This is a genomic window from Alistipes sp. An66 (genome assembly GCF_002161445.1).
Taxonomy (GTDB): domain Bacteria; phylum Bacteroidota; class Bacteroidia; order Bacteroidales; family Rikenellaceae; genus Alistipes; species Alistipes cottocaccae.
In genome coordinates this window covers 1-26,455 of record NZ_NFHT01000011.1, presented here as the reverse complement: position 1 = coordinate 26,455, position 26,455 = coordinate 1, and the positions used below count along the sequence as shown (strand labels likewise).

Sequence of the window (26,455 nt, the reverse complement as noted above, 5' to 3'; positions counted from 1 at the left end):
TTGCCGGGGGCATGCGGAGGGGCCGGCTTCCGGGTTTTCCATCGCATGCCCTCCGGTATTCGCAGAAGATAAAGATATGATGAAACTGTTGGTTTGTGCGGCGATGCTGGCCGGAGTCGTTCCGGCATCGGCATCGGCTCCGGAGTCCCGGATGCCGGACCGGATTGTGTTCGAGGGACTCGTGGCCGGAGATTCGCTGGCGCGGCAAGGGTTGCGGAATCCCGGTCGGGGATTCCGGTTGGAGACGGCCGTCGATGTGGTGAAAGACCGTGAGCGGGCCGATGCACAGTTGCTTGAACTGGCCACCGAGTATGCCTCGGACAGCGTTGCGTTGGCTCAGAGTTATTTCTATCTGGGCGGGGCCCTGGGTCGGAGCCTTTCGGATGAGGATTTCGCCGTAATGCAGCGTTATTTCGATCGGTTGCGGGATCTGGGCATGAAAAGCGTGCTTCGTTTTGCCTATGAACGTGATTTCATGGGGCGGGCGACCGATGGTCCGACTTTGGAACAGGCGTTGGGGCATCTCGACGAACTGGCTCCGTTTCTGTCGAAAAACCGGGATCTGATTCTGGTCGTGCAGGCCGGGGTGATCGGTGCCTGGGGCGAGTGGCACAGCTCCGTACATGGACTGGAATATTCGGAGCCGGCCCAGCGGGCAATTCTCGAAAAATTGTTGGAGATCGTCCCCGAGGAGTTGCAGGTTCAGGTGCGTGTCCCGGATTACAAGAATATCCTGCGGGATCGTCCGGAACTCTATCGACGGCTGTTGTTCCACGATGATTTCATTGTCATCCGTCCGAATCGCTGGGACGGTAACATGCACGAAGGGACCCCGAATTTCGAGCAGATGGTCCGTGAATCCCCCGATCTGATCGTCGACGGCGAACTCCCGTGGGGCTTTTGGAGTGTGGGCGGAGATCCTGATGCTCCCGATTCCGGATGGCTCATCGACGGACGGGAGACGGCCCGACGTCTCTTCCTGCAACACTATACGTCGCTCAGCGTCATTCACAACTACAAGGAACGGCATGCCGTGCAGAAGGAGGATCAGCCGACGGAGTTTTCGATGATCCGCTGGAAGCGTACGCCGATCGATCCGGAATACCTCGTCCGGGAGGGAATGCCGTTTTCGGAGGACTACTTCCGGGATGCGGAAGGGCATTCCGCTCTCCGCTCCGAGTTCGAGTATGTTCGTGACCATCTGGGTTACCGGCTCGAATTGCAGGAAATGCAATATACCCGGAAGATGCAGCCCGGACAATGTTATCCGGTTCGGGTGACATTGATCAACCGGGGATTTGCCACCGTATTCGGACGTTACGAGGTTCGTTTCGCTTTGATCGACTCCTGCGGACGGGTTGTCGGAAGTTGCGCGACGGACGCCGACTGCCGGGCGTGGCAGCCGTACGAGCCGGGTGATCCGACCCACACGCCGAAGGTGCATGCGATCAACGGTGTGTTGGACCCAGCCCTGCTCCCCGGACCGGGATGTTATCGGTTGGGACTTTGGATCGCGGATGCCTCGGAGCGTCTCCGGATGGATCCCCGGTATGCGATCCGATGCGCCAATCGGGGGCTTCCGTGGTGGGTGTCTGCCGATGGCTCGTACGGGATGACGATTCTCGGCGAGGTTGAGATTCCGGAGTCGGATGAAACCTCTTTTTGAACTGATCAGTCTGACCTAAACCCGAAACTACCATGAAAATATTCTTGATTGTATGGCCTTTACTGGTGTTTTTTGCCTGTACGGAACTCCCGAATCCGGCCACGACATCCGGTCTTGACTGGACCGAACCGGCCGATCCGCAGGGCGAACGCCCCGAGGCATGGACCAACATCACTGAACCGGTCGTTACCTTCGGATCGACCGACGTACGTTATCCCCGTTCGACACCTTATGCGGACGACGTTCCCGAATCACACACACTCGCAGGGTGGCGCGGCGAGAAAGTCTCGGCGCAGATCGTCGTTTCGACGCCCGATTCGATCGGCGGATTGCAGTGCCGGATCGGCGACTTCCAGACCGCAGCCGGAACACCGCTCCGGGATATTGCCCGGGCTCGCTTCGTGAAGTATGTCATCAGCGACCGCTTCCTGCCGGAGCGCCCGTGTGGGGATCGTCCGAAGGGTAATCCGGCTCACCTCGAAGCCGACCTGCTCGACGAAATCTCCACGTTTGACGTCCCGGCCCGCTCGACCCGCCCGATCTGGATCACCGTGGCGATTCCCCGCAATGCAGCGCCCGGTCGCTATACGGCTTCGGTCCGGATCACGGGAACGGGCCTCGACCGGACACTGACCCTGCATCTCGACATCACGGAGCGGACGCTGCCCGCACCGTCGGAATGGGCCTATCACCTCGACCTGTGGCAACACCCGGCGGCCGTAGCGCGTGTCGAATCCGTGCCTCTGTGGAGCGATGAGCATTTCGAGCGGATGCGCCCGACGATGCAGATGTTGGCCGAGGCCGGGCAGAAAGTCATCACCGCCACACTCAACAAGGATCCCTGGAACAACCAATGCGAGGATGCCTATGCCGACATGATCGAATGGAGACGTCTGGCCGACGGTTCCTGGGAATACGACTTTACGGTTTTCGACCGCTGGGTGTCGTTCATGCTCGATCTGGGAATCGGGAAATACATCAACTGTTATTCGATGCTTCCGTGGAACAACATGCTTCACTACCGGGATGATGTATCGGGACAATATGTCGATGTCCGGGCGGATCCGGGCACACCGGCGTTCCGGGAAATGTGGGCACCATTCCTTAACGCCTTTGCGGCCCACCTCCGTGAAAAAGGATGGCTCGGGATCACCAACATCGCCATGGACGAACGCTCTCCCGAGATGATGGCCGAGGCAACCTCCCTGCTGAAAGAGACAGCACCGGAATTGGGCATTGCACTGGCGGACAACCAAAAAATCTTCAAACAATATCCCTATATTAAGGACATGTGTACCGGGATTTTCGGACCGATCGAACGGAGTGATATTGCCGATCGCCGGGACAAAGGATTGACGACGACCTATTATGTCTGTTGCTCTTCGGGGTTTCCCAATACTTATACATCATCGGCCCCGGCCGAAGCTGTCTATTTGAGTTGGTATGCTGCCGCCCGGGATTACGATGGTTTCCTGCGGTGGGCCTACAATTCGTGGGTCAAGGACCCGATCCGCGATTCCCGATTCCGCACATGGACGGCCGGGGACACATACATCGTCTATCCGGAAGGCCGCTCTTCGATCCGTTTCGAACGGCTGGTCGAGGGTATTCAGGACTGGGAGAAGATCCGGATCCTGCGGAACGAGGCCGCCGGGAATGAGGAACAGCTCCGCAGGCTGGAAGAGCTCTTGAAGCCTTTCCGTTCGACCATAGCCTTCGAGGGCTGGGAACAGACGCTCCGCGAAGCCCGTATTGGTCTCAATACGTTTTGAAGTACGTTCCCGGACCGTTTCTCCGGTGGCTCCCCCGGGTGCATTCCCGAGCCAAACCGAATCCGGGTCGATATTACAAGGACCGTAAGATTACCGACAGAATTTTTCCGAAGTGCCGACAGGGTGATCAATCTCCAATAATCCGAATTATGTTCGAGCCGTTGGAATCGGTATGAATTTGCAGGAGCAGATGGTGCTCATGTCCCATTTGATTGATGTGCAGAATCTGGTTTTCCGGTTTTTGTGCTGGAAGGTCCCGCCATTTCCGGTCTCTCGAACAAGGTGCGCGTTGAGTTTAACTCGACAAGCGAATTGGACCATGATGATACAAAGAATCAGCAGGCAAAGTTTTTCATGCGGAAGTTCGGCAATGGGCGCAAACCGGAATTGTCAGTAGGTGCAGTCGATCTCTTTAACCGGATCAACAATGCGCGGACCCTGTTTGCGGACCATTGGCTTTCGACCGCGGCGAGTGCCTGTCCGGGGCATTATGACTGTATCCGGACGGCTTCTCTGTGTTGAGAAATTATTCCCTTCGCGTGTCGGTATTGCGATCCTGACATCTCTTGCAGCCGGGGTTCTCCGGACCTCTGTTTTGATCTGTTTTTCTCCTTTCTCATGTCTGAAAGAATTGTGCAACTCCTGTGCAGGCGGAAAAACAAAAATGGCGGTCTGCGGATAATCGGCAGTCTGCTTTTTGGGGCAAGGATCAGTTCGTGCGGACGGGAACACTATTCGGGTACGTAGATGATCTCGCCGTTTTCGAGTTCGTAGGCTACGCCAACCTTGCGGCCGCGCCTGCCGCTCTGCGGGTCCTGATCCTCCGAGGGGGTGTAGCGGTTGATCTTTTCACCCTCTTTTGTAATGATCTCCATGTTCTCCTTGCCCGGGTTCTTCACCACCGTGAAATCCTCCCGGCTGAACACCTCGGTCATGTTGTAACGGCTCACCAAAGCCACCATCAGCGCCACGGCAAAGACCATCGCCACGTCGAACAGGTTACTCACGACGCTCATCGGGTCGCTCTCCTCGTCGTGTTTCAGTAAATTGCGTCTCATCGCTTCCCGGTTTGGGCATTCAACAACTCCGCTACGAACTCCAGGTTGGACAGATCCTTCAGGTACCAGCGTTGCTTGACCTGCTGGGTGATGAAGCCGATGGCCGCGGCGAACAGTCCCACGACGGTTGTGGCAAAGGCCACCTGCATGTTGTAGGCCATCGAGGCGATGTCGCCCGTCGAGAGCCCCACCAACGCCGGGCCCATCGGGATGAGCGTACCCATCAGCCCGAGCATGGGGCCCATCTTCGAGAGCGTCTTTGAGGTGGCGAGGTCGCGGTCGGCTTCGATCTCGAAATCGGCAAGCAGCCGTTGGCGGAGAGGGGCATTGTCGCGGGCCTCAAGCAGGCGGTTCAGGTAGACCACGAGCAGCGACGGATTCTTTTTGGGAAGACGCTCGGCAAGCGTGGTGACCGTCTGCGGAGTGAGCCCATCCAGTTCGCGCCCGATGAGCGAGGCCGTGCGGCGGATGGCAAGATACTGCCCGAAGAAGCTGCCGATCAGCAGCAGCGAGCGCCCGAAGAAAAAGATCAGCAGGACGATGTCCGGAACGAGCAGACCGGTCGAGATCCAATAGAGAATGTCGGAAATGTAATTCATGGTTTTATTTCTGTTTTTTATTCATAAGTTTCTGTTTGATGCGGAAAGCCGCCATGCCAAGCAGCAAGCCAGCAGCGACAAAGGCCATCACTCCACCCAGAGACGGCCAGTCGACAGAGGTGATACCGGCAACGGCCGTGCGGCCGTTGACCGTGGCGATAATTCCCAGAATGGCAATCAGTGCATTGGTGAGGAAAAGCAGTTCGAGACGGATCTCCTTTTCGGGCAGAAGGTGCTTCAACGCCCAACGCCCCAGAGGAATCACGACTGCCACGACGGCGGCCAGCGACCAGGCCACCAGCGGAAACGATACGCCGGGCAGGGCGAAGATGGCGGCCACCAGCAGGCTGAACAACACCGGGAAGACGAGCAATCCCGGAAACCAGCGCAGCAGGCGGTAGATCCGCACGATGGAGGTTTTTACGCGCCCCGCCGTGTGGATGTGTGCCGCAACGATGCAGAAGGTCATCTGCAGGGCGACTTCCAGCGTGAGGAGGACCGCCAGATCGAGCATCAGCGCGGAGTCGGCAAGCCAGCCCGCGATCTGGTTTTTCGACTGCTCGATGGCCCAGGGCCACGCCAGCCCGACAAGCAGAGCACAGACTACGGCCGAAAATGCCACATAAAAGGGCTTGCGCCAGGTCTGCTTCAACAGGTAGTTGAAGCAGACCACGATCATCATGACCAGTACGACGGTTTCCATTACTCTTCCATCTTTTTGCGACGGCGGCGAACCACAAGAACCAGCACCGCGATGATGCCGATCACCAGCATGGCAACAACGGTATTGCTGACCAGCGTGGTCGTCCGGTCGGCGGCTGCGAGCTCCTCGCGTTTGAGCACCGTGCCGTTCGCAGCGTCGAGCGAAGCTTCGCGTACCTCGCGGATCTGCCGCTGGTAGTTACGGGCAGTCTCCGGTGTACTCTTCGAGGCGATGAAGTCACGCAACTTGGCGTTGTCGCAGACGAAACCCGAGCAGGAGGGACCGTGCTTGTCGATCAGTTCGGTATGGAGCTCCGCGAGGGCAGCGAGCTGCTCGTCCGAGGCCTGCCACATCCCCTTGCGGGCCGTTTCGAGCATCACGGCTGAGATCTCCTCCAGCGCCGCGGGGTTCTGCCGCTCGAAATAGCCGCGGAGACCCATGCCGAACTTGTCCTGCACGTAGACCCGGTAGATTTCGTCCCAGAGCTCGTTGTCCACCACATCGGGCTTCATGACGTTCCATCCGTAGGTATTCTGCACCACTTCGGCAAATCCGGCGGCGGCGCTCGCTCCGCCCCGCATCTTCTCGCGGAGATAGTTCGGGTTGAAGATCGTCGTGCGGCTCTCGACGCCGATCGCCTCCTTGAGCTCCTGCATGCGCATGCGGTTTCGGTTTCGGTAGTCGCTCAAATAGGCATCGGGTTCCTTGCCCGTGACGTTGCGCACGGCGAGGTTCATGCCGCCCATGAATTCGTAGACGTGGTCGAGGCTCAATGCGCCCCACGTATTGCTCTGACGGGGCTGTACGACGGCATCGGTGTTGGTCAGCGCGGCTTCCAGCGCATACTGCCGCACCTCTTCCCACTCTTTTTCGCTGCCGTAGTAGGCCCCCATGTTCTGCAAATAGACTGCGGCGATCTCCGAAGAGTTTTCCCAGCGGTCGCCGCGCTGCACCATGTCGGTGATGCCCGTTCCGTAGTTGCCGTTGACGCCTCCGAAGACCCGATGGGTCGAGACCTCGCGCGCCTCCCGCGGCGAGAGGCCCCGCTCGATCAGCGCCTGCTCGGCATCGACGATCCCCTTCGCCACGAAGTTCTCGTAGCGGTCGTCCTTCGCGGCGGCAGCCATTTCGACGGCCCGCGCGATGAGGAACAGACGCGAGGCGGCCAGATCCCGCAGCTGGCCGCTGGTCTGTACCACGACGTCGATGCGCGGGCGTCCCAACTCCTCGGAGGGGATGAGCCGCAGGTCGTTCACGCGGCCGAACACGTCGCGCACGGGCTCGACGCCCAGCATGTAGAGCACCTGCGCGAGGGTCGCCCCTTCGGTCTCCACGAACTCCCCGCTCCAAAGCGTATAGCTCACCTTGCGGGGCAGCGAGTCGTGGTGGCGTTCGCGGTAGAGGCGGATCGTCTCGTCAGCCAACTCCTTGCCGCGCTCCCAAGCCTGCGCGCTCGGCGTGGCCTCGGCGTTCACGGCGTAGAGGTTGCGGCCCGTAGGCAGGGTGTTGGGGTTGGCTACGGGGTCGCCGCCCGGCGAGGGAGCCGTGTAGCCGCCGTCCAGCGCATTGATCAGTGACGAGAGTTCCGCTTCGGGACTCTGCTCCAATGCCCGCCGGTAGTTGCCGACGTTGCGGATCGTGCGTTCGAGTTCCGACACGACGCGGGCCAATTCCCGCTCCTCTTTCGAATACTCCTTTCCGAGACCCATCATGGCGGCCATCGCTTCGGCCGGCATTGCGGCGGGTTTCTTCTGCGTCGTCTCCTCCGCCTGCCCGGTGTTTGCGGGACGCTTGCCGATCTTGGGGATCCACGAGGGGTGTTTCGAAGCCCCCTTCCCCGACTTCGGAATACCGGCCGGATGCTGCATCGGCGCGCCTGACGACATCATCGCCATCATGCGGGCCATCATATCCTGCGGTGCGGAGAGCGCACGCTGGATTTCGCGTGCCTTCTCCAACTCCGCGGCCGGGATGCCCGCCGTCGAGCAGATGAAGGCGTCGGTCGGCTGTTGCGAGCCGTCCAGCAGCCGGGCAACCAGCCCGCGGGCCGGCGTCAGGTAGCGGCGCGTGAAGAGCGTGCGGTGTTTTTCGAGATCGGCAGAGGCCCGGCCCCGGAACTTGTCCAGCGCCAGCAGCGAATAAGCAATCGGTTCGGTGGACATGGCGAAGACGCTGCTGCAGATACGTTCCGGCGAATAGGGTCGGCCCATCGTATAGAGTTCCCCGGTGATCTTCTCCGCGGCCAGTTCCTCGGCAAAGGACTCGATGCGGGCGATCTCCGCCTCGGTATAGGGCTCGGCGGACAGCGAATCGAGCCGCAGCTCGCGGTGGATGCCCAGTTCGACGGTCAGCCGCTTGACGCGCAGCGCCGCGGCCCGCGTGTCGGGCCGACCGTCGGCGTAGAGCAGGTCGTTGTAGGTCTGGATCGCCGCGTTCAGGTCGCGGTAGATGCCGCGCACGCCGCTCTCCATGAAGGGCGGCGTCAGGCAGGATTGCAGGGTGGCATACGCGCGGCGCTTGGCGATGATGCCCTCGCCGACGTTGCCGATCGAGTAGACGTAGAGGTGGGGCGTCGCTCCGACGAGCGCATCGGGCCAGTCGCTGCCGCTCAGGGCCACCTGTTTGCGGGGCGTGAACTCCAGGCTGCCGTGCGTGCCGAAATGGACGATGGCATCCGCCCGGAAGGCGTAGCGGACCCAAAGATAGGAGGCAATGTAGGCGTGGGGCGGCGCGGCGTCGGTGCCGTGGACGATGGCGAAGTCGTCGTCGCCCGCTCCGGCGGCCAGCTGCGGCAGCAGCACGACGTTGCCCAACTCGATGCGCGGCAGGGCCAGCCGGCCCTGACCGTCGGAGAGGTAACGGCCCGGGAACTCGCCGTCGAGCGCAGCCACCTCGGCCATCCGTTCGGGGCGCACGGCCTCGGAGGTCCAGGCGGCATACTCTCCGGCGGAGATCAGCGCCGGATTGCCGTTTTTCAGAAAGTCCGATTTTGCGCCGTGAGCGTAGCCGTTGAAAACGGCCCCCTGCCGCTGGATCAGCGCGGCCAGTCCGGCGGGGGCGTCCGGGAGATTCTCCACGCGATAGCCTTCGCTCCGCAGCCGTACCAGCAGGTTGTAAAGAGACGGTACGACCTCCATGCCGGAGGCTGTCAGGGTATTCTGCCCCGGTCCCTTGTAGTAGTAGATCGCCACGCGCTTCTCGCGGTTGGGCTTGCGTTGCAGGGCGATGTGGCGGTTCACCGTCTCGACGAACCGCTCCCGCCGTTCGGGAATGGCATGGACCTGTTGCAGCCCTTCGCCGTCGAGACGGTGGCCGAAGAGCGCCTGGGTCCGGATCGCCCCGTCGATTTCGGGCATCACGACGCTCTGCGACAGGAAACCGCCGTTCATGCCCATCTTGTCGGCCTCCCACTCGCTGACCGGCCGGTTGACGTTGAGCGGCGCGAAGAGCGGGATGTTCCGCCGGGTCAGGTAGTCCACGACGGCATCGCCCAGACGCCCGTGCGCCATGTTGATCACGGCCGACGGACGGATCGAATCGGCCTGTCCGTTCCGGATCGCCGCTTGCAGGTTGCGGAGGGGGTAGACCATGTTGCCGGTCTCTTCCAGCCGGGCAATCAACTCGGCGGGTTCGCCCATCTGTCCCGTTACGATCACCCGCGGGGCATCCGGTTTCAGCAACCCGTGCCGCGACAAAAAGGCCTCGTAGGCCTCCACGCTGTCGAAATCCGGCTCTTCCGCCTCGGGATCCGAGGGGTCGGCGTGGTAGAACTGTTTCAGGTCGCGCACCACGGGCGGCTCGGGCTCGTCCGTGTCGAACCGCTTGCCGTCGACCGTGCGGCGAAGGGTGACGAGCAGGTTGCGGTAGTTCTTCCGGCCGCCGCCGTTGAGATACCCCTTGACTGTGGCCACGGTCGCCGAGTCGGCCGAGACGATTTCGTTCGCCGGATTGGTTGCCATGGTCGTGATGACGGCGAGCCCCCGATCGGCGGCCCGTTGGAGAACCTCCCGCTCTTCGGCCGTGATGCGGAGCCCCATGCCGTTCATCAGCACCACGTCGTAGCGCCCCAGACGGTCGAAGTCCGCCGGGGAGAGCTCCGCGAGGCGGATGCGGCCGTGATCGTTGGCCCGGGCGATCTGTCCGAGCGTCGTGGCCTGGTAATTTACAAAGGCGATGCGCGTGGCCGAGAACCAGCTGTTCCACGCCACAACGCCCAATACGACGGCAAGCAGAATCACGCCTGCCCAGATCATTGGTATCTTATGTTTCATCCTTTATTTACGCTTGAAAAATTGTTCGAGATTCAGCGAAAGTCCCACCGAGCCGGTCGTGCCGATGGTCGTGGGCGAGTTGCTGTAATAGTAGTCGGGCCGGTAGTTGAAGAGGTTGTCCACGGCCAGCGTGAGATCCATGCCCCGCCACAGATGCTGCGCAAGGCTCAATTTCCAGATCGTATAGCCCGGATAGGTCTGCCGCACGGTCTGCTCGTAGGAGGTCAGCTCGGTATAGACGTCGCACGTGACGGCCGAAAGCCAACGTCCCGACAGAGCGATGCTCAAACCGTAGTTTTTCCACGTCTTGTCGTACGCCAGACGTGCTGTGGCCGCATGGGGGCGCGTCGACGAGAGGAGCGGCTGTCCCCGTTCGATCATCTCGCGCGTGTAGGCATACGACACGCGCCACGAGATGCCGCACGGGTAGCGGCCCGTCGCATTGGCCTCGGCTCCGGCCACCTGCAGCGGCGACATGTTCGTGTAGACCTGTCCGTCAAGTTCCTGGTTCCAGACCGTGGTGATGCGGCTGTCCACCAGATTGTAGAATCCCGTTACGGTGAAACTGTGCTGTCCTTTCAGATACTCGGCCGAGAGTGAAAAGTTGTGGCTTGTCTCGGCTTTCAATTCCGGATTTCCGTAGATCATGAAGATGTTGCCCATGTAAAAGTCCATGTACATCTCCTTGAGGGTCGGGGCGCGGAATCCGCCTGCGTATGATGCCCGAAGCGAACAGTTTGCAACCTTATACATCACGCCGAGTATTGGCGAAAGGTGCGAAAGATTTGCCGCCGAAAAATGGTCGAAGCGCAGGCCCGCAATGAGGTTGAATCTCCGGTGCGGGTTCCAGTCGAACTGTGCGAAGGCATCGGCCGTATGCTGCGTATGGCTGCCGTTGTCCGTAAACTGGTAGGACATCAGGTAGTCTCGCATGTAGTCTCCGCCGACGGTGAGGATGTGTTTCCCGGAGAACGTATGGTTGTAGAGCGTACGCAGTGTGTGCTGCACGTTGCTGTAATCGCGCACGTCTCGCGACGTGGGAACCAGATAGTCGCTCTTGTCGTACTGGTCAAAGGTATAGGAGAGTTCCAGATCATCGGACGGCGTAATCGCCCAGTTGCCCTTCAGTCCGCCCGAGAAGCTGCGGTAGCGGTCCTTGATGCTTTCCGAAGCGTCGCGCTCGCGGTAAAAGTAACCTGCCCGGGCCGTGAATTTCAAACCTTCGGCCGCCGTGACGACGAGCCGCTCCTTGATGTTGAGCGACGAATTGCCGAATATGGTGCTGTAATCGCCGACCTCTGCGTTGTCGGTTCCCTTCGAGAGGTCGATGGCGTCGATCGAAGTGTACTGCACGTTGGTCATCGAATTGAACCGGCCCTGATTGAATCCGACTGACCCACCGTAACGCTGCTCGTTGTGGGCTCCGTAACGACCGTTCAGATTGACCGACCACGGCTCCTGCGACTCCCTGCTGATGATGTTCACCACGCCGCCGATGGCATTCGAGCCGTAGAGCGACGAAACGGCCCCCTTGACGATCTCGATGCGCCCGACATTGTCCATGTTCAGACGGCTGTAATCGACGTTGTCGAGCGTTTCGCCCGCCAGCCGCTCACCGTCGACGAGAAACAGCACCGAGTTGCCGCCGAAGCCCGACATGTTAAGCGCAACCTGCTGGTTCATCGAATAGGAGAACTCGATGCCCGGCAACTCGCTTTGCAGCAGGTCGCCGATATGGGTAGCATCGACCTGTTTGATATCGGCCTCAGAGATGACTCGGGTGACAATCGGGACATCTTTCAACAATTTCGGGGTACGGGTGGCCGTCACCACCACCTGATCCATCATCGTGGAGCCCTCCGCGAGCCGGAAATTCAAGGGTCTGGTCTGGCCGGCAGCGATCTTTTCGCTGGCCGATTCGTAGCCGACAAACGAGGCGCAAAGCGTATACGTCTCTTTGCCCGGAAGCGCAATTTCATAACGACCCTCCGTGTCGGCCACGGCCCCGAGCGACGGCAATTCCTTTACGGTAACGGCCGCTCCGGTGAGCGGTCTGCCTGCCATGTCCGAAACGGTACCGGAGATCTTGTATTGAGCCTGCGTCTGCAGCGTAAACAGCAATCCCAAAAGAGATAGTACCAGCAGTTTCATCATTATTCAACGGGATAGAGGTAGTCAATGGTCATGTAACCCTTTACGGCAGCATCGTTCATGAAGTTTGCGAGACGCAGGGCCGCACAGGTACCGTCCTTCAGACGAAGCAGATAGATCTTCCCCGAAAGGGTGTAGATCGGCGGCATGGTCGAGGTGTCTACATTGAGCCAGCGCGAAAGAGTGGGGTTCCAATAATCCTTGGCATAGAGGATGATTCCGTCCATCATCTGTGACATGTCGATCGTGATGCGGTCGGTGGTCCATTCATCGGCCACCCACTGTTCTTCGGAAACCGATTCCAGAGCGGGAAGCGCATCGAAAGCCCCCGCCTGGCTTTCCCAAACGGTGCCGCCGTTGGTCTTCGAGTCGTATCGATGTACGGCAAAATCCCACGTTTCGGGAGCCGTGTCACCCACCTGTGTCGTTGTCACCTGTTTGTCGTGCAGATCGACATAATGCCATTCGGTGTAATCCGTGGCGTCGATATAGATCCGTCCCGTACGGGTTCCTTCGTCGATAAGGATAAACCCGTATTCGTTCCCGGTCTCGGATGTGGGCATATCATAAATACCCTCGAAGATGCCGTTGCAGGCCGGGAGCGACAGCAGCAGTGTCGCTCCCGACAGGAACAGCCCAGCCTGTTTGCAGTTCATGGCCAATCTCGCTTTTTCCGTAGAGTTACTCTTCCGTGGCGGGAGCCGTTCCCGGCAGCAGCGTGATGGTCAGCCCTCCCATGACGGCCGGCACCTTGAACACGATGGAGTAGTCGTCCTTCGCCGCATTGGTCGAGCCGCTCACCGTAAAGTCATAGTCCGTTGCCGGACCGCCACCCATTCCCATGGCTACGCTGCCGCTGCCCGTAAAGACGTACTCTTCGCCCTCTTTGGTCGCAGTGGCCGACTCAACAGTAAAGGTTCCCCACAAGTCGGACTCGAAGACAACCTTCACGCTGCCGTCGCCGTTGGCCGTCAGTTTTACGCTTTCGCCATCGGTATAACGATCATGGAACATCGCACAGTCGGCATCCGTATATCCTTCGTAGGTTCCGGCCAGCAGCAGGTCGGCCGGGGCGTCGCCCGTCTGGAACGTAAGGGTCATGCCGCCCATGACCGCCGGAATCTTGAACTCCATCCGGGCATCGGTCTGTGACTTGATCTCGGCCGTGAAGGTGCACTTGTAGGTCGAGGTGCTTCCACCCATGCCCATCTGCGTCTGCCCGCTGCCCGAAAGGGAGCAGACGTTTCCGCTTATACTCGCCTGTGCATCGGTGATGGTGAATGTACCCCACATGGCGGAGGTGAACGATACGGAGGCGGAGCCGTCCGTATTTTTCGTGATGACGACGGTTTCGTCCGGTGAGATCCTGTTTTGGAAATAGTCGCAGCTGGCCAGCGTATAGCCGTTGTAACTGCCTGCAAAGTCGACCGTTTTCGAACCGTTTTCATCTTTGTCGCATCCCATCATCAAGGCTGCAACGGATAACATCATAAAAATAGATTTGATTTTCATATCGTTTGTATTTTTTGTTTTCGACTGCAAAATTACCCGAAGATCCGAGGTCGGGCAATACCCAGTTTTCAGTATTTTCCGACTCTTCCGGAGTACTCCGCGGGTATCTACATTTACAGGGTGTTTCTCCGTTCTCACATTGTCCGCCCCTTCCGGCATCCGATTTTTGCCCCGCCGGATTTTTTTGTTATGCGGATAACAACATTGAAAAAAATAATTACCTTTGCCCCCGTCAAGGTTCTTGTCCGGCAGTCCGGACAGGATGAAAAGGGAATCCGGTGAGAATCCGGAACAGTACTCGCTGCTGTAAGTCCCCTCCTTCGGGAGAAGTTGTTTATCCAAATCTTTGCCACTGGGTCATACCGGGAAGGCGTGATAAACGGGACGAGTCAGAAGACCTGCCTTAACGAATGATTTGCACCCGCGGGTTTCGGGTTGGAATCAAATGCCGGGTCGTCGTTGTCGCGACGCTTCTCCCTGATTTGATTTGTCCGTATCCCCCGTTGTGCAGTCACCACTGATTTGCACCCGCGGGTTTCGGGTCGGAATCAAAGGGTCCGGTCGCCGTTCGTCGGAACGTCCCTTCCCTTATTTTTCTGCGTTTCCCGTCGTGCAATCACCGCTCGTGATTCGGATGATGACAGGGATACGACATAATGGACCACTTCGCGGCGTGAGGAGAAGCCACCTTGCGCCGACTCTGCATGTCTCTTTGTCTTCACGTCTGCCTGTCGGGGGTATGGAACCTTCGGCGGGCATTTTCTGTTTTGTTCTGGACATTACCCAATTAAAAATAACAGAGATGAAAAAACTATTTGCCTTTTTTGCGATCGCCCTGCTGGACCTTGTAACATGGAGTTGTTCGTATGACGACAAGGATTTGTGGAGTGCGGTAAATGATCTGGACGGGCGGATGAAGGTCCTGGAACAAGCTGTAAGAAATGCCAACACGGACATCGAGGCGGTTCAAAAACTGGTGAAGGCCCTGCAACAGAATGTGACGATAACTTCCGTCGTCGAGACAGCCGACGGCTATACCATCCATTTTTCGGACGATACGAAGGTGACGATTACCAACGGCGCAAGCGGGACCAATGTCCCGGCACTTTCCGTCGTAAAAGGCGAGGAGGGGCTCTACTATTGGGCGCTCGACGGTGAGATCGTCGAGGTCGACGGCCATAAGGTCAAGGCCGAAGGTGCGGACGGCATCACTCCGCAGCTGCGCATCAATCCCGATACGAAAGAGTGGGAGATGTCGACCGACGGCGGACAGAAGTGGACCTCGATGGGCGTCAAGGCCGAAGGTTCGGGCGGCGATTCGATCTTCTCCGACGTGCAGGACGGCGATGCCGAAGTGATCTTCACGCTGGCCGACGGCAAGACGACCATCATCATCCCGAAAACCTCGGCGACAGGATTCGCGTTCATCTATCCCGAAGAGTTGCCGCTGGGTGCGACCGACGTGGACAATTACTTCCTGTTCGCCTTCGGCGAAGAGAAAACCCTCTCGTTTACGGGCGCGGTAAAGGCTGCCGATCTGATGAACGTACCGCAGGGATGGTCGGCCGAGATCGACTCGAAAACCAGGAGTGTCAAGGTGACGGCTCCCTCGTTCTCCGGAACGTACTACACGGAGGGGGTTCTTTCGCTTGTCGCCGTCGACGGCGAAGGGCGGACGGTCTTGGCTTCGGCCCGCATCTGTGCCGTGGATTTCTCCGACCCCAAGGCGACGTTCGTGCTCAACGAGGGGAACATGACGTCCGAAAACGGTTCGATTATCTACATCACGGCCGACGGTCGCGTGATCGATTATGCCTATTGGCGGATGAACGGTTCGGAGCTGGGCAACGTGGCGCAGGACCTCTTCATTTCGGGAGGCAAGATGTATATCATTTCGCAGAACGGCGGCAATGACGGCCTCCTGGTCGAGGCGGAGGCCCGAACGCTCAAAAATACGAAAAAGTTCGGCAAGGAGGAGTTGTCGCGGCTGTTCTGGCCCTCTCATATCGCTGTTGTCGGGAACACGGTCTACATCCGGGACAATGCCGGCGTTTGGACGCTGGACCTTGATACGCGGAAATTCACGTCTGTTGCCAACGCGAAAGGCACGCTGAAAAACCGCATGGCCGTGGTCAGCGGCAAGGTCTTCGTTCCGGGCAACAGGGCGATCCTCGTGCTGGAAAACGGTGTGCTCGTGAAGAAGATCGAGATGGATGGCACCGTAACCGGCGTGATCAAATCCGACGAGGAGGGCTACCTGTGGGTTTCGTGCTCGACCAGTCCGGCCCAGATCGTCAAGCTCTCGGCCGCGGACTACACGATGGACAAGCACACGCTGACCGACGGGGGCGTTTCTCTGGGGTGGAGCTCCACGCCGGGTATCTCGGCCAAGGGCGACGAGATTTATTTCAGCAACAACACCTCGACGATCTACCGCCACAATTTCACGTCGAACACCACGGAGGCGCTGGGCGACGTGAAGTCGAATATTGCGAACTGGGGGATCATCTACAACATGCCGGCCGTACATCCCGTAACGGGGCAGTACTATTTCAACACGATTCTGGGCTACGGTTTGAGTTTCCTCACCAATGATATTTCGGTGTACGATCTGGGTGCGGGAACCCCGTCCATGGTTGCCGACTACCGGAACTACACCCACTTCCCGGCGGGATTCTTCTTCACGGCATCGTTCTGACCCGAATGCGCTCCTGTCCATCCGGAACGGATGTGCCGCCCCGTTGCGGTATATCCGTTCCGGGGCGGACAAACCAACTGAAAATGAATATGAGACAATACCTGTCGCGCATCCTCGCAACCCTTGCCTTCCTGTTGCTCGCCGGTTGCACCGAGTGTGGCCCCGAGGAGCCGCTTCCCGAGCCTCCGGTGATCACGCTCGACAGCCCGACATCGGTCTACACGGTCAAGGCCGGGCGCGAGATCGAGATTTGCCCGCGATACGAGAACGCCGGGGAGGCGACCTTCACCTGGCGGCTCGACAACGAAGTGCTCGGAACCGGGCCGACCTTGAAGTTCGCTTCGGAGCGGAGCGGACGTTACTACATTACCCTTACGGTGACCAATCGCGGCGGTACGGACGAAGAGGAGCTGCGCATCGACGTGCTCGACCTGACCCCGCCGACCATCTCGCTGCCCGGCTCCGACAAAGGGTTCACCGTGCTGCTCGGCTCGGAGCTGTCGCTCAATCCGCAGGTGGCCTCGGCGCTCGAAACCGCATTCCGCTGGACACTCGACGGGAAGCCGGTCGGCGACGAACGGAATTATGTTTTCTCCGCGACGGAGCGGGGCGACTATGTGCTGCGTCTGGATACGCGCAACGAGGACGGGTCGGATTCCATCGAATTCCCGGTCCACGTGCGGAGTGCCGCGGAGATCGGCTTCGCCTGGACCTTCGAGCAGAGCTCCTACAACGTATCCGTGGGCCGCACGATCCGCATACGGGTCCTGGATGTCGAAAACGCATTCGACGCCGTCTATACGTGGAGCGTCGACGGCAAGGCCGTACAGGAGAGCGACAGCCCCGAATACGCCTATGCGGCCGAACGCGAAGGGACGCATGCCGTCAAACTCGAAATGAAAAACGGATTCCTCACCGCCTCGCAGCTCTTCACGGTCAACGTCTGTCCGGCCGAAGGGACCTACTATCGGCCCCGTTCGGGCAGCAGTCAGGTGTTCTGCAACAAGGTGTACGAGTTCCTGCCGGCTCCCGGGCAGTTCGTCAACGAACGCTGCACGGCAACGACCATGGAGGAGGCCTGCGCCTATGCCGAGAGCTGTCTGGCCCAAAAGTCCTACGTTTCGCTGGGCGGGTTCGGGGGCTGCCTCGTCGTCGGGTTCGACCACAGCATCGACAACGACGGCGACTACAACATCTCCATCACGGGCAACGCCTTCGACGGTTCGTCCGAACCGGGCATCGTCTGGGTCATGCAGGACGAGAATGGCGACGGCCTTCCCAACGACACCTGGTACGAGCTCCGCGGATCGGAGTACGGCAAGGAGGAGACCCTCCGGGACTATGCCGTCACCTATTACCGCCCTTCGGCCCCGAAGATGAACGTTGCGTGGAGCGACAACCGGGGACAAAGCGGCACTATCGAATATCTCGGCGCGTTCCACCAGCAGGATTACTACTATCCGGCGTGGGTTGCCGCGGACAGCTACACGCTGCGGGGCCCGTGTCTCAAATCGCGCAGCTACGATCAGTCCGGGAACGGAACCTACTGGGTCAATCCGGCCTTCGACTGGGGTTATGCCGACAATTTCAGCCCGGTCGACCGCCTGACCGATGACGGCAACTACAATGCGGCGCCGGCCGACAACCACTTCAAGATTTCGAATGCCGTCACCTTTGACGGGCGGGCGGCCGACCTGAAATACATCGACTTCGTGAAGATTCAGGTTGCCGTCAACCAGCAGTGCGGCTGGCTCGGCGAGGTTTCGACCGAGGTCTTCGGCGTCAAGGACTTCAACATGACCAAATAATGGCGGTGAAAGCGGGCAAAGGAGCGATTCGGAGATTAGTATTTGCCTTTGTGTCGTGCCTGGCCCCCTGCCTGGGGCCGGGTACGGCCGCCGCTTTTGCCCGGGTTCCGGATTCCGCGCGGCTCGACCGGATGCAGCACATCGACTCGGTGGTTGTCGTCGGTACGTTCCGTCCCGAGAAGGTCATCCCGGCCCAGGTGTTGAGCGGAGAGCGGCTGCAACGGCTCAATGCGCACTCCGTGGCGGATGCCATCCGCTACTTCTCCGGGGTCCAGATCAAGGACTACGGGGGGATCGGCGGGTTGAAGACCATCAACGTCCGCGGCATGGGCACGCAGCACGTCGGGGTCTTCTACGACGGCATCCAGCTGGGCAACGCCCAGAACGGACAGATCGACCTGGGGAAATACTCGCTCGACAACATGGCTGCCGTAACGCTCTACAACGGCCAGAAGAGTTCCGGCGTGCAGTCGGCCAGGGATTACGCCTCGGCCAGCGCGGTCTACCTGCGGACGCGGATTCCCGAATTCCGGGAGGGTCGGCGCTGCAACCTCAAACTGACGCTCAAAGGCGGCTCCTTCGGCACGGTGAATCCCTCCGTACTCTACGAGCAGCGGCTCGGTGAGCGGATCTCCAACTCCCTGAACGCGGAATTCCTCTATACGACGGGCCGATACAGGTTCTCCTACGTCAAGGCCGACGGATACGACACGACGGCCGTGCGGCAGAACGGCGACGTGCGGGCGCTGCGCATCGAGGAGGGGCTTTTCGGCCGGATCCCCGACGGCAACTGGCGCGTCAAGGCCTACTTCTACAACTCCGAGCGCGGCTATCCGGGCGCCTTCGTCCGCGAGGAGCCCGGCAGGTTCCGCCACGAAGACCGCCAATGGGATTCGAACTTTTTCCTGCAAGGGTCGTTCTTCAAGGCCTTCGGAGATCGTTACAGGCTGTCTGTCCACGGCAAATATGCCTGCGACTACCTGCACTACCTCTCCGACCCGCGGCTCGACGTGACGACGATGTACGTCGACAACCACTACCTCCAACAGGAGGCCTATCTCTCGGCGGCCCATGAATTCGCGCTGTTCAAATGGTGGGATGTCAATCTGGCGACCGATCTGCAATACAATACGCTCGATGCCGATCTGGTAAATTTCGTCTATCCGTCGCGCCTCACCTCGCTGACGGCGCTGGCAACCACCTTCCGGTTCGGCCGGGTGACCGTCCAGGGGAGTCTGCTCCATACGTTCGTGGAGGATTTCGCCCGGGAGCGGGGCGCGGAAGCCGGAGTCAAAAATGTGTTTACGCCGACCCTCGTGGTGCAGTACCGGCCTTTCCGCAGCGTGGACCTCGCCCTGCGGGCCTTCTGCAAGCGGATTTTCCGGATGCCGACGCTCAACGACCTCTACTACACCTTCATCGGCAACAAGTACCTCAAACCCGAATACACCACCCAGTACAACCTCGGGGCCGCCTACACGAAAGAGTGGCCCGGGGCCCGTTTCCGGAGGTTCGAAGCCAGCCTCGACGCCTACTGCAACGAGGTCGACGACAAGATCATCGCCATGCCGACGTCGAACCAGTTCCAATGGACGATGGTCAATCTGGGGCATGTCGGGATCCGCGGTGCGGATGCCGTCGTGAGCGGCTCGATGCGTTTCGGACGACTCGGCGTCGACTGCCGTGCGACCTACACCTGGCAAAGGGCCCGGGACCTCACCGACCGCACCAGCGCCTACTACGGCGGGCAGATCCCCTACATCCCGTGGCACAGCGGCTCGGCCGTCGTGGGGTTGAGTTTCGGCGGCTGGATGCTCGATTACAGCTTCATCTACACCGGCGAGCGTTACGAATCCTCGGCCAACATTCCCGAGAACCACGCCCTGGCCTGGTACACGAGCGACCTGTCGCTGTCGAAGCGCTTTCACCTGCGGCGCTCGCAACTGCGGGCCTCCGTCGAGGTGAACAACCTCCTGAACCAGCAGTACGAGGTCGTACAATGCTACCCGATGCCGGGCACGAATGTGAAACTCATCATCAGTTGGATATTATGACAGCCAGACAAACCTTTCGCAAGGTGCTTCTTCTGCTCGCGGCGGCATCGCTGCTGGCGGCCTGCCGCAAGGAGGAGCCGATCGTTCCCTCGACCTCGACCCCCGTTGCGCCTCCCGGCGATTCCTCCGGCGGGGACGGCAGCGAAGAGAGGATCCGCGGTTTTTTCCTGCTCAACGAGGGCAACATGGGCAGCAACAAGGCGACGCTCGACTACTTCGACTACGCCACGGGCGTCTACACGAAAAACATCTACGCCGAACGCAATCCGGGCGTGGTGAAGGAGTTGGGCGACGTGGGCAACGACCTGCAAGTCTACGGCGGGAAGCTCTACGCCGTGATCAACTGCTCGCACTTCGTCGAGGTGATGGACCTCCGGACCGCCCGCCACATCACGCAGATCTCCATTCCCAACTGCCGCTACATCGTCTTCAAGGGACGGTATGCCTATGTCAGTTCGTATGCCGGGCCGGTTCAGATCGACCCCAATGCGCGGCTGGGGTACGTGGCGAAGATCGACACGGCCACCATGCAGATCGTCGGGACCTGCACGGTCGGCTACCAGCCCGAAGAGATGGTGATCGTCGGCAAGAAGCTCTATGTCGCCAATTCGGGCGGCTACCGCGTGCCCGACTACGACCGCACGGTCTCGGTCATCGACCTCGACACGTTCGGGGAGGTGAAGAAGATCGACGTGGCGATCAACCTGCACCGCATGGAGCTGGATGCCTACGGACAGATCTGGGTCTCCTCGCGCGGCGACTACTACGACACGCCGTCGCGGACCTACGTTATCGACAGCCGCACGGACGAGGTGACCGACGAGTTCAAGCTGCTCCCCAACAGCGAAATGACCGTCTGCGGTGATTCGCTCTATGTGTACAGCACGGAGTGGAGCTATCCCACACAGAGCAACACGGTCAGCTATGCCATCGTCAACGTGCGGACGAAAAAGATCGTGACCCGGAATTTCATCACCGACGGCACGGACCGGCGGATCGCCATTCCGTACGGCATTGCGGTGAACCCTGCGACGCGCGAGATCTTCGTGACCGACGCCGGGAACTATGTTACCCCCGGCAAACTCTACTGCTTCAACCCCGACGGCACGAAAAAATGGGAGGTCGAGACCGGCGACATCCCGGCCCACATCGCCTTTACATACACTGAACTCGCACCTCTCCGATAATTCATGGTCAAATCAAGAACAGAAAGAATCATGTACCGCAATCCTTTTGTCTCGGAATCCGTTTTCATGAAGAGAATATGTTTCCTCCTGTTGTCGGCGATTCTTGTTTCATCTGTCGCTTGTAAACGGGGCGCAACGGGATTGGACGATTACGATCAGGAGATCTATCGTCCCCGTTATGCTTCCGGCTTCGAGATCGTCGGGGCCGAGGGGCGGCAGAGCACGCTTCTGAAAGTCTTCAATCCGTGGCAGGGCGCCGAGGACACCGAGACGCAGCTCTTCATCGCCCGCAACGGAGAGAAGGCTCCGGCCGGTTTCACCGGACAGACCGTGGAAGCCGGAGCGGGGCGTATCGTCTGTATGTCCTCGACCTATGTGGCGATGCTCGATGTGCTGGGACAAGCGGACCGGATCGTCGGTGTTTCGGGCAAGGATTATATTACCAACGAATATGTAACGACCCGCCCCGAAGCGGTGGCCGATGTCGGATTCGACGGGAATGTCGATTGTGAGCGGCTGCTGGCTTTGAAGCCCGATCTGGTATTGCTGTTCGGCATCGGCGGCGCCAGCAGCATGGAGCCCAAACTGTCGGAGATGGGGATTCCGTTCTGTTATGTGGGCGAATATCTGGAAGAATCGCCGCTCGGCAAGGCCGAATGGCTGGTCGCCGTGTCGGAGATTACCGACAGCCGCGAAAAGGGCGAATCGGTTTTCGCCCCGATTCCCCAAAGATACGGAGCGCTGAAAGAGAAAGTCGCGAAGGCGGCTGCGGGGAAACCGAAAGTGATGATCAACACCCCGTATGCCGGTTCGTGGTTCATGGCCTCGACCGAAAGCTACGTCGCCCGGCTGATCGCCGATGCCGGAGGGGATTATGTTTACGGGAAGAACACCTCGAACCGCTCGCTTCCCATCGACCTCGAAGAGGCATATGTGCTCACGGCGCAGGCCGACCTGTGGCTCAATGCGGGCAGCGCCGCATCGCTCGGGGAGTTGAAAGCGCAGTTCCCGAAATTCGCCGACACCCGATGCGTAAGAAGCGGTGCCGTTTACAACTGCAACAAACGGCAGAATGCCGCCGGAGGCAACGATTACTGGGAGTCGGGTGTCGTCCGGCCCGATGTCGTGCTGCACGACCTGATTGCGATCATGCACCCGGAGGTGCTGGACGAAAACGATCGGGGATTGTATTACTACCAGCGTCTCGAATAATCGACGGGCACAGCCGTTGTCGCAGGCCGGCTCCGGACCGGTATTTTCCTTCGTGTCGCAGATCCGACGCCCGAAGGTAACGGGGCGGCGTTGCCAAGTCCCGGACCGTGGAGCATCGCAGGGCGCATGTGGAAATTGAGTGAGGAGGGGCACCGGCGGCTCCGGGAAAGCAAAACCCCGCTGAACTTTCGTTCAACGGGGTTTTCAGTGCCCAGGACAGGAATCGAACCTGCACGCCTTGCGGCACACGCACCTGAAACGTGCGCGTCTACCTATTCCGCCACCTGGGCATTGTACCGGTGTTTTCCGGAATTGCGGTGTGCAAAGGTAACACTTTTTTCCGAATCCGCAACTCTTTTTCCGAAAAAAATCTACTTGTTGAAGAACTTGTATTGAAAAATAAGCAGATAGACTACGGCTACCGAGATGTAGGCATCCGCCAGATTGAAGATTGCTCCGAAGAAGTAGTTGTTGCTGTCGACCAGAAACCGCAGCAGCCGCGGCACACCGTTCCATTGGAACAGCGGGAAGTAGAACATGTCGACGACCTTCCCCATCATGAACCCGGCGTAATGGCCTCCGAACTCCGCGACGGCGTAGGGCGTCGATTCGGAGAAAATCAGCCCGTAGAAGGCGCTGTCGAGGATGTTGCCCATGGCTCCGGCGAAGATCAGCGCCAGCCCGACGATCACGCCTTTGGGCGTTTCCGGGCGTTTCCGGAGCAGGTGCAGGAGCAGCCATCCGATGAATCCGACCATCACGATGCGGAAGAATCCCAGAAGCAGTTTGCCCCAGTCGAAGCCGCTGCCGGTGTAGATGTGCATGCCGAATGCGGCTCCGTTGTTCTCGATGAACCGCAGCTGGAACCAGTCGGAGCAGACCGTGATCGACTCGTCGAGGTGCATGTGGGTCTTGACCCAGATTTTGAGCGCCTGATCCGCAACGAGCAGCAGGACGATGAGCAGCGATATTTTTTTCAGATTCATGAATCCATGCGTGTTGATCACGCGCAAAAATAGTGAAAAAATCTCTTTTTCTGGTCTCCTGTGCGGAATTTTGGAATGGTAATTTTGTATTTTATGAGAAACCCCTATCTTTGAAACCTTGCATGGATTGTGTGTCTTATGAAGAAGTTTTTGTTTTTGTGCTGCCTGCTGGCAGCCGTTGCGTGTACGAAGGAGTCGGTGGAGTCCGGCTCGGAACAGGCCCGTGTGATTGGGGTTCCGACCTCGGATTTTGCCATGAAGGGAACGCTTTCCGTCCAATTTTCGCCGGAGATGGCACAGACCGTGGCCGCTGCACAGGCTCGGACCGCCTCCACCCGTTCGGGTGCTCCGGCCACCCGTTCGGGCGTGTCGGAGATCGATGCGCTGCTCGACGAGATCGGCGCCGAATGCTTCGAGCGGATCGTTGCCTACGATCCCGAATGGGAGTCGGTCTACGACCGTACGGGAATGAACCGCTGGTATTGGATTGCCTTCGATGAGGAGGCCGATCTGTCGGCTGTCGGCAGCCGCTTTGCGGCTCTGCCGGGAGTGTCGGTCGTCGAGTACGAGATCCATCCGCGCCATATTCGTCCGCAGCATGTCGGACGGGTTGTTCCGGCCCGACCCGAAAACCTCCCGGCACGGGGCGAAACCCGCGCCTCGGTCTCCATGAACGACCCGTTGCTGCCCTACCAGTGGCATTTCGACAACGAAGGCCCGAACAAAGACTTCTCCACGCCGAAGGCCGGGGCGGATATCGACCTGCTGGACGCATGGCAGCTTTGTACGGGAAGCGACGAGATCATCGTGGCCGTGCTCGACGAGGCGGTGCAGACGACGCATCCCGATTTGGAGGCCAACATCTGGTCGAACCCCTCCAACCCCGGGGAACACGGCTATAATTTCTGGGACAACCGGGCGGAACTCGACTGGCGGACCGCCATCCAGGAGGATGGCGAATGGATCTATGCCGACCACGGGACCCATGTTGCCGGCGTGATCGCCGCCGTGAACAACAACAGCCGCGGTGTCAGCGGCATTGCCGGCGGCCGCAGCACCCGGAAGGGGGTGAAGATCATGTCGTGCCAGATCATGGGGTACAGCGACGGCAACTACTCGGGCAACCCCATTGTCAAAGCCTTCGAATATGCCTGGAAGAACGGGGCGATCATCGCCCAGAACAGTTGGGGGTATGATTTCGAGGGAACCTCTCCGTCGCAGTTCGAACAGGAGTGGATCCGGGGATACCAGGTGATCCGCGACGCGATCGACACCTTTATCGAGGGCGCCGGCTCGAAGAACCCGAACTCGCCGCTGAAAGGCGGGCTGGTGATCTTCGCGGCGGGCAACGACGGGGATGCCTTCGGGGATGCCCCGACCTATCCCGCAGCCTATTCTCCGGTGATTGCCGTGGGGTCGATGGATTGGGCGTTCCGCCCGGCCTATTATACCGACTACGGCACGTGGGTCGACATCACGGCTCCGGGCGGCGATGCCTATACGGCCCCGGGGGAGAATGGCCGGAATTATGCGGAGGTGTTGAGCACGATCCTCTGTGACGATGCCATCAATTACAAAGACGGCCGGAAGTATAATTCGCTTTACGGCTATGGGTTCATGCAGGGGACCTCGATGGCGTGCCCGCACGTTTCGGGAGTCGCGGCGCTGGGGCTCTCCTATGCGGCGCAGTTGGGACGTCAATATACGGTCGGGGAGTTCAAGTCGCTGCTCTTGTCGTCGGTCTACGGGATCGACCGCTATTTTACCGGCACGAAGGTCGGCATCACGGTCCCGGATCTTTCGGAATACCGGGGCAAGATGGGCGGCGGATGTGTCGATGCGCTCAAAATGCTGCTGGCCGTGCGGGGTACGACGGCCCTCCTTGTCCCGACCGGAGAGTCCGCAACGGTGGATCTGGCCGGGAGCTTCGGCGGCTCGCAGAGCGCGATCACCCTGACGTCGGCCGAGCTCGATTCGCCGGGCAACCTCGGTCTGACCTCCTCTTCGCTGTCGCTGGACGGCAGCCGGATCACGCTCACATGTCCCAAACAGGGCGTTTCGATCCTTCGCGTTGTCGCTGTGGCGGGCGATACGGAGATTACACGCGAGTTTGCGCTTGTCTCCCGTACGGGTCTGGCCGGGAACGGCGGCTGGCTTTGAGTGCGGGTTGCTTCCTTATTATATATATGGTATAAGTCCTGCACGGTCTCTGAATTTAATTTTTTTGAAAAAAAGATCGGCAAAAATTTGCAGATACCGAAAAAGTCGCTACCTTTGCATCCGCATTTGAGAAACAGCGGTTCTTACAAATAAGTCGGGGGTTTGCAATAAGGGGACTCGTGATGGTTTTGTGACTTGGTTTTCAATAAGATGCAAAGTTCTTGAAAAAGTTTTTGGAGGTTTGAAAAAGATTACCTATCTTTGCAATCCCTTTCGCTCCGGTTCTTCGGAACGGTCCGAAAAAAAATCTTGAAAAAGATTTGCAGGATTCGAAAAGATGCCTTATCTTTGCAATCCCTTTCGCAGCCAAAATGCGAAGCTTTTTTAAAGTGGTTCTTTGAATTACTGGTTATATTTTGAGAGCAAAATTGTAGTATTTATCTGTCAATTTCCTTTAAAGGAAAGCGAATAGTCAGGACTCTAACGAAACATTATTTTCTTTTACAATGGAGAGTTTGATCCTGGCTCAGGATGAACGCTAGCGGCAGGCCTAACACATGCAAGTCGAGGGGCAGCGGGGTTGAAGCTTGCTTCAACTGCCGGCGACCGGCGCACGGG

At 59.2% G+C, this 26,455-nt stretch carries 16 protein-coding genes, 1 tRNA gene, 1 rRNA gene and 1 riboswitch; of the genes, 9 read left to right on the top strand and 9 right to left on the bottom strand.

Translation table 11 applies throughout. From position 1 onward, the window contains the following. Positions 1–76: 76 nt before the first annotated feature. Together B5G16_RS08460 and B5G16_RS08455 are read left to right on the top strand one after the other, a co-directional pair. Positions 77–1,666 (top strand): DUF4874 domain-containing protein, encoded by a 1,590-nt coding sequence (locus B5G16_RS08460; RefSeq protein WP_087263243.1) that lies wholly within the window; start codon positions 77–79, stop codon positions 1,664–1,666. Between the two features lie 32 nt (positions 1,667–1,698). Continuing rightward, positions 1,699–3,438 carry a DUF4091 domain-containing protein gene (locus B5G16_RS08455; RefSeq protein ID WP_087263242.1) on the top strand — a complete coding sequence of 580 codons (1,740 nt, stop codon included), beginning with the start codon at positions 1,699–1,701 and terminating at the stop codon, positions 3,436–3,438. A 731-nt stretch (positions 3,439–4,169) separates the two neighbouring features. On the opposite strand, the gene B5G16_RS08450 is transcribed toward B5G16_RS08455, so the two are convergent. The 7 genes from B5G16_RS08450 to B5G16_RS08420 are packed head-to-tail and all read right to left on the bottom strand — an operon-like array spanning position 4,170 to position 13,711. After that, positions 4,170–4,496 carry a DUF2149 domain-containing protein gene (locus tag B5G16_RS08450; protein WP_087263238.1) on the bottom strand — a complete coding sequence of 109 codons (327 nt, stop codon included), beginning with the start codon at positions 4,494–4,496 and terminating at the stop codon, positions 4,170–4,172. Beyond that, positions 4,493–5,095, bottom strand: coding sequence for a MotA/TolQ/ExbB proton channel family protein (locus tag B5G16_RS08445; protein ID WP_087263235.1), 603 nt, complete (start codon positions 5,093–5,095; stop codon positions 4,493–4,495). The genes B5G16_RS08450 and B5G16_RS08445 overlap by 4 nt, the downstream gene beginning before the upstream one ends. A 4-nt stretch (positions 5,096–5,099) precedes the next feature. Further along, positions 5,100–5,798 carry a hypothetical protein gene (locus tag B5G16_RS08440; protein WP_087263233.1) on the bottom strand — a complete coding sequence of 233 codons (699 nt, stop codon included), beginning with the start codon at positions 5,796–5,798 and terminating at the stop codon, positions 5,100–5,102. Next, positions 5,798–10,069, bottom strand: a complete 4,272-nt coding sequence (locus B5G16_RS08435; protein WP_087263231.1) for a cobaltochelatase subunit CobN — start codon at positions 10,067–10,069, stop codon at positions 5,798–5,800. The genes B5G16_RS08440 and B5G16_RS08435 overlap by 1 nt, the downstream gene beginning before the upstream one ends. A 3-nt stretch (positions 10,070–10,072) precedes the next feature. Beyond that, positions 10,073–12,223: a TonB-dependent receptor gene (locus B5G16_RS08430; RefSeq protein ID WP_087263229.1), complete on the bottom strand. Its 2,151-nt coding sequence runs from the start codon at positions 12,221–12,223 to the stop codon at positions 10,073–10,075. Continuing rightward, positions 12,223–12,876 (bottom strand): HmuY family protein, encoded by a 654-nt coding sequence (locus B5G16_RS08425; RefSeq protein ID WP_087263227.1) that lies wholly within the window; start codon positions 12,874–12,876, stop codon positions 12,223–12,225. Before B5G16_RS08425 ends, B5G16_RS08430 begins: the two co-directional genes overlap by 1 nt. Positions 12,877–12,901: 25 nt before the next feature. Further along, positions 12,902–13,711, bottom strand: a complete 810-nt coding sequence (locus B5G16_RS08420) for a calycin-like domain-containing protein (RefSeq protein ID WP_162612043.1) — start codon at positions 13,709–13,711, stop codon at positions 12,902–12,904. A gap of 239 nt (positions 13,712–13,950) precedes the next feature. Beyond that, a riboswitch (cobalamin riboswitch) is annotated at positions 13,951–14,152 on the top strand. A 382-nt stretch (positions 14,153–14,534) separates the two neighbouring features. Between B5G16_RS08420 and B5G16_RS08415 the strand changes: the two genes are divergently transcribed. From B5G16_RS08415 to B5G16_RS08395, 5 genes are all read left to right on the top strand, one after another. Next, positions 14,535–16,430: a DUF5074 domain-containing protein gene (locus B5G16_RS08415; protein ID WP_162612042.1), complete on the top strand. Its 1,896-nt coding sequence runs from the start codon at positions 14,535–14,537 to the stop codon at positions 16,428–16,430. A gap of 83 nt (positions 16,431–16,513) precedes the next feature. Continuing rightward, positions 16,514–18,238 (top strand): PKD-like domain-containing protein, encoded by a 1,725-nt coding sequence (locus B5G16_RS08410; RefSeq protein WP_239406040.1) that lies wholly within the window; start codon positions 16,514–16,516, stop codon positions 18,236–18,238. A gap of 131 nt (positions 18,239–18,369) precedes the next feature. Then, complete coding sequence (locus tag B5G16_RS08405) at positions 18,370–20,292, top strand: TonB-dependent receptor (RefSeq protein ID WP_087263332.1); 1,923 nt, start codon at positions 18,370–18,372, stop codon at positions 20,290–20,292. Further along, entirely contained in the window at positions 20,289–21,479 is a 1,191-nt protein-coding gene (locus tag B5G16_RS08400; protein WP_087263218.1) for a YncE family protein, read from the top strand. Before B5G16_RS08405 ends, B5G16_RS08400 begins: the two co-directional genes overlap by 4 nt. Positions 21,480–21,545: 66 nt before the next feature. Further along, positions 21,546–22,691 (top strand): ABC transporter substrate-binding protein, encoded by a 1,146-nt coding sequence (locus tag B5G16_RS08395; RefSeq protein WP_087263330.1) that lies wholly within the window; start codon positions 21,546–21,548, stop codon positions 22,689–22,691. 208 nt (positions 22,692–22,899) lie between these two features. Here the strand turns inward: B5G16_RS08395 and B5G16_RS08390 are convergent. Both B5G16_RS08390 and B5G16_RS08385 read right to left on the bottom strand, forming a co-directional pair. Beyond that, a tRNA-Leu gene (locus tag B5G16_RS08390) sits at positions 22,900–22,981 on the bottom strand. 81 nt (positions 22,982–23,062) lie between these two features. After that, on the bottom strand, positions 23,063–23,677 hold the full coding sequence (locus B5G16_RS08385; protein ID WP_087263328.1) for a signal peptidase II: 615 nt from the start codon (positions 23,675–23,677) through the stop codon (positions 23,063–23,065). Between the two features lie 138 nt (positions 23,678–23,815). Here B5G16_RS08385 and B5G16_RS08380 point away from each other — a divergent pair, with 138 nt between their 5' ends. Both B5G16_RS08380 and B5G16_RS08375 read left to right on the top strand, forming a co-directional pair. Next, positions 23,816–25,837 carry a S8 family serine peptidase gene (locus B5G16_RS08380; RefSeq protein ID WP_087263216.1) on the top strand — a complete coding sequence of 674 codons (2,022 nt, stop codon included), beginning with the start codon at positions 23,816–23,818 and terminating at the stop codon, positions 25,835–25,837. 503 nt (positions 25,838–26,340) lie between these two features. Further along, positions 26,341–26,455, top strand: a 16S ribosomal RNA gene (locus tag B5G16_RS08375); the annotation flags it as partial.

Coding starts and splice junctions, on each gene's coding strand:
- B5G16_RS08425 (WP_087263227.1), bottom strand. CDS start 12,876: ATGAACTGCAAACAGGCTGGGCTGTTCCTGTCGGGAGCGACACTGCTG.
- B5G16_RS08400 (WP_087263218.1), top strand. CDS start 20,289: ATGACAGCCAGACAAACCTTTCGCAAGGTGCTTCTTCTGCTCGCGGCG.
- B5G16_RS08380 (WP_087263216.1), top strand. CDS start 23,816: ATGAAGAAGTTTTTGTTTTTGTGCTGCCTGCTGGCAGCCGTTGCGTGT.
- B5G16_RS08440 (WP_087263233.1), bottom strand. CDS start 5,798: ATGGAAACCGTCGTACTGGTCATGATGATCGTGGTCTGCTTCAACTAC.
- B5G16_RS08435 (WP_087263231.1), bottom strand. CDS start 10,069: ATGAAACATAAGATACCAATGATCTGGGCAGGCGTGATTCTGCTTGCC.
- B5G16_RS08395 (WP_087263330.1), top strand. CDS start 21,546: ATGAAGAGAATATGTTTCCTCCTGTTGTCGGCGATTCTTGTTTCATCT.
- B5G16_RS08420 (WP_162612043.1), bottom strand. CDS start 13,711: ATGATGTTATCCGTTGCAGCCTTGATGATGGGATGCGACAAAGATGAA.
- B5G16_RS08450 (WP_087263238.1), bottom strand. CDS start 4,496: ATGAGACGCAATTTACTGAAACACGACGAGGAGAGCGACCCGATGAGC.
- B5G16_RS08405 (WP_087263332.1), top strand. CDS start 18,370: ATGCAGCACATCGACTCGGTGGTTGTCGTCGGTACGTTCCGTCCCGAG.
- B5G16_RS08460 (WP_087263243.1), top strand. CDS start 77: ATGATGAAACTGTTGGTTTGTGCGGCGATGCTGGCCGGAGTCGTTCCG.
- B5G16_RS08385 (WP_087263328.1), bottom strand. CDS start 23,677: ATGAATCTGAAAAAAATATCGCTGCTCATCGTCCTGCTGCTCGTTGCG.
- B5G16_RS08455 (WP_087263242.1), top strand. CDS start 1,699: ATGAAAATATTCTTGATTGTATGGCCTTTACTGGTGTTTTTTGCCTGT.
- B5G16_RS08430 (WP_087263229.1), bottom strand. CDS start 12,223: ATGATGAAACTGCTGGTACTATCTCTTTTGGGATTGCTGTTTACGCTG.
- B5G16_RS08445 (WP_087263235.1), bottom strand. CDS start 5,095: ATGAATTACATTTCCGACATTCTCTATTGGATCTCGACCGGTCTGCTC.
- B5G16_RS08410 (WP_239406040.1), top strand. CDS start 16,514: ATGAATATGAGACAATACCTGTCGCGCATCCTCGCAACCCTTGCCTTC.
- B5G16_RS08415 (WP_162612042.1), top strand. CDS start 14,535: ATGAAAAAACTATTTGCCTTTTTTGCGATCGCCCTGCTGGACCTTGTA.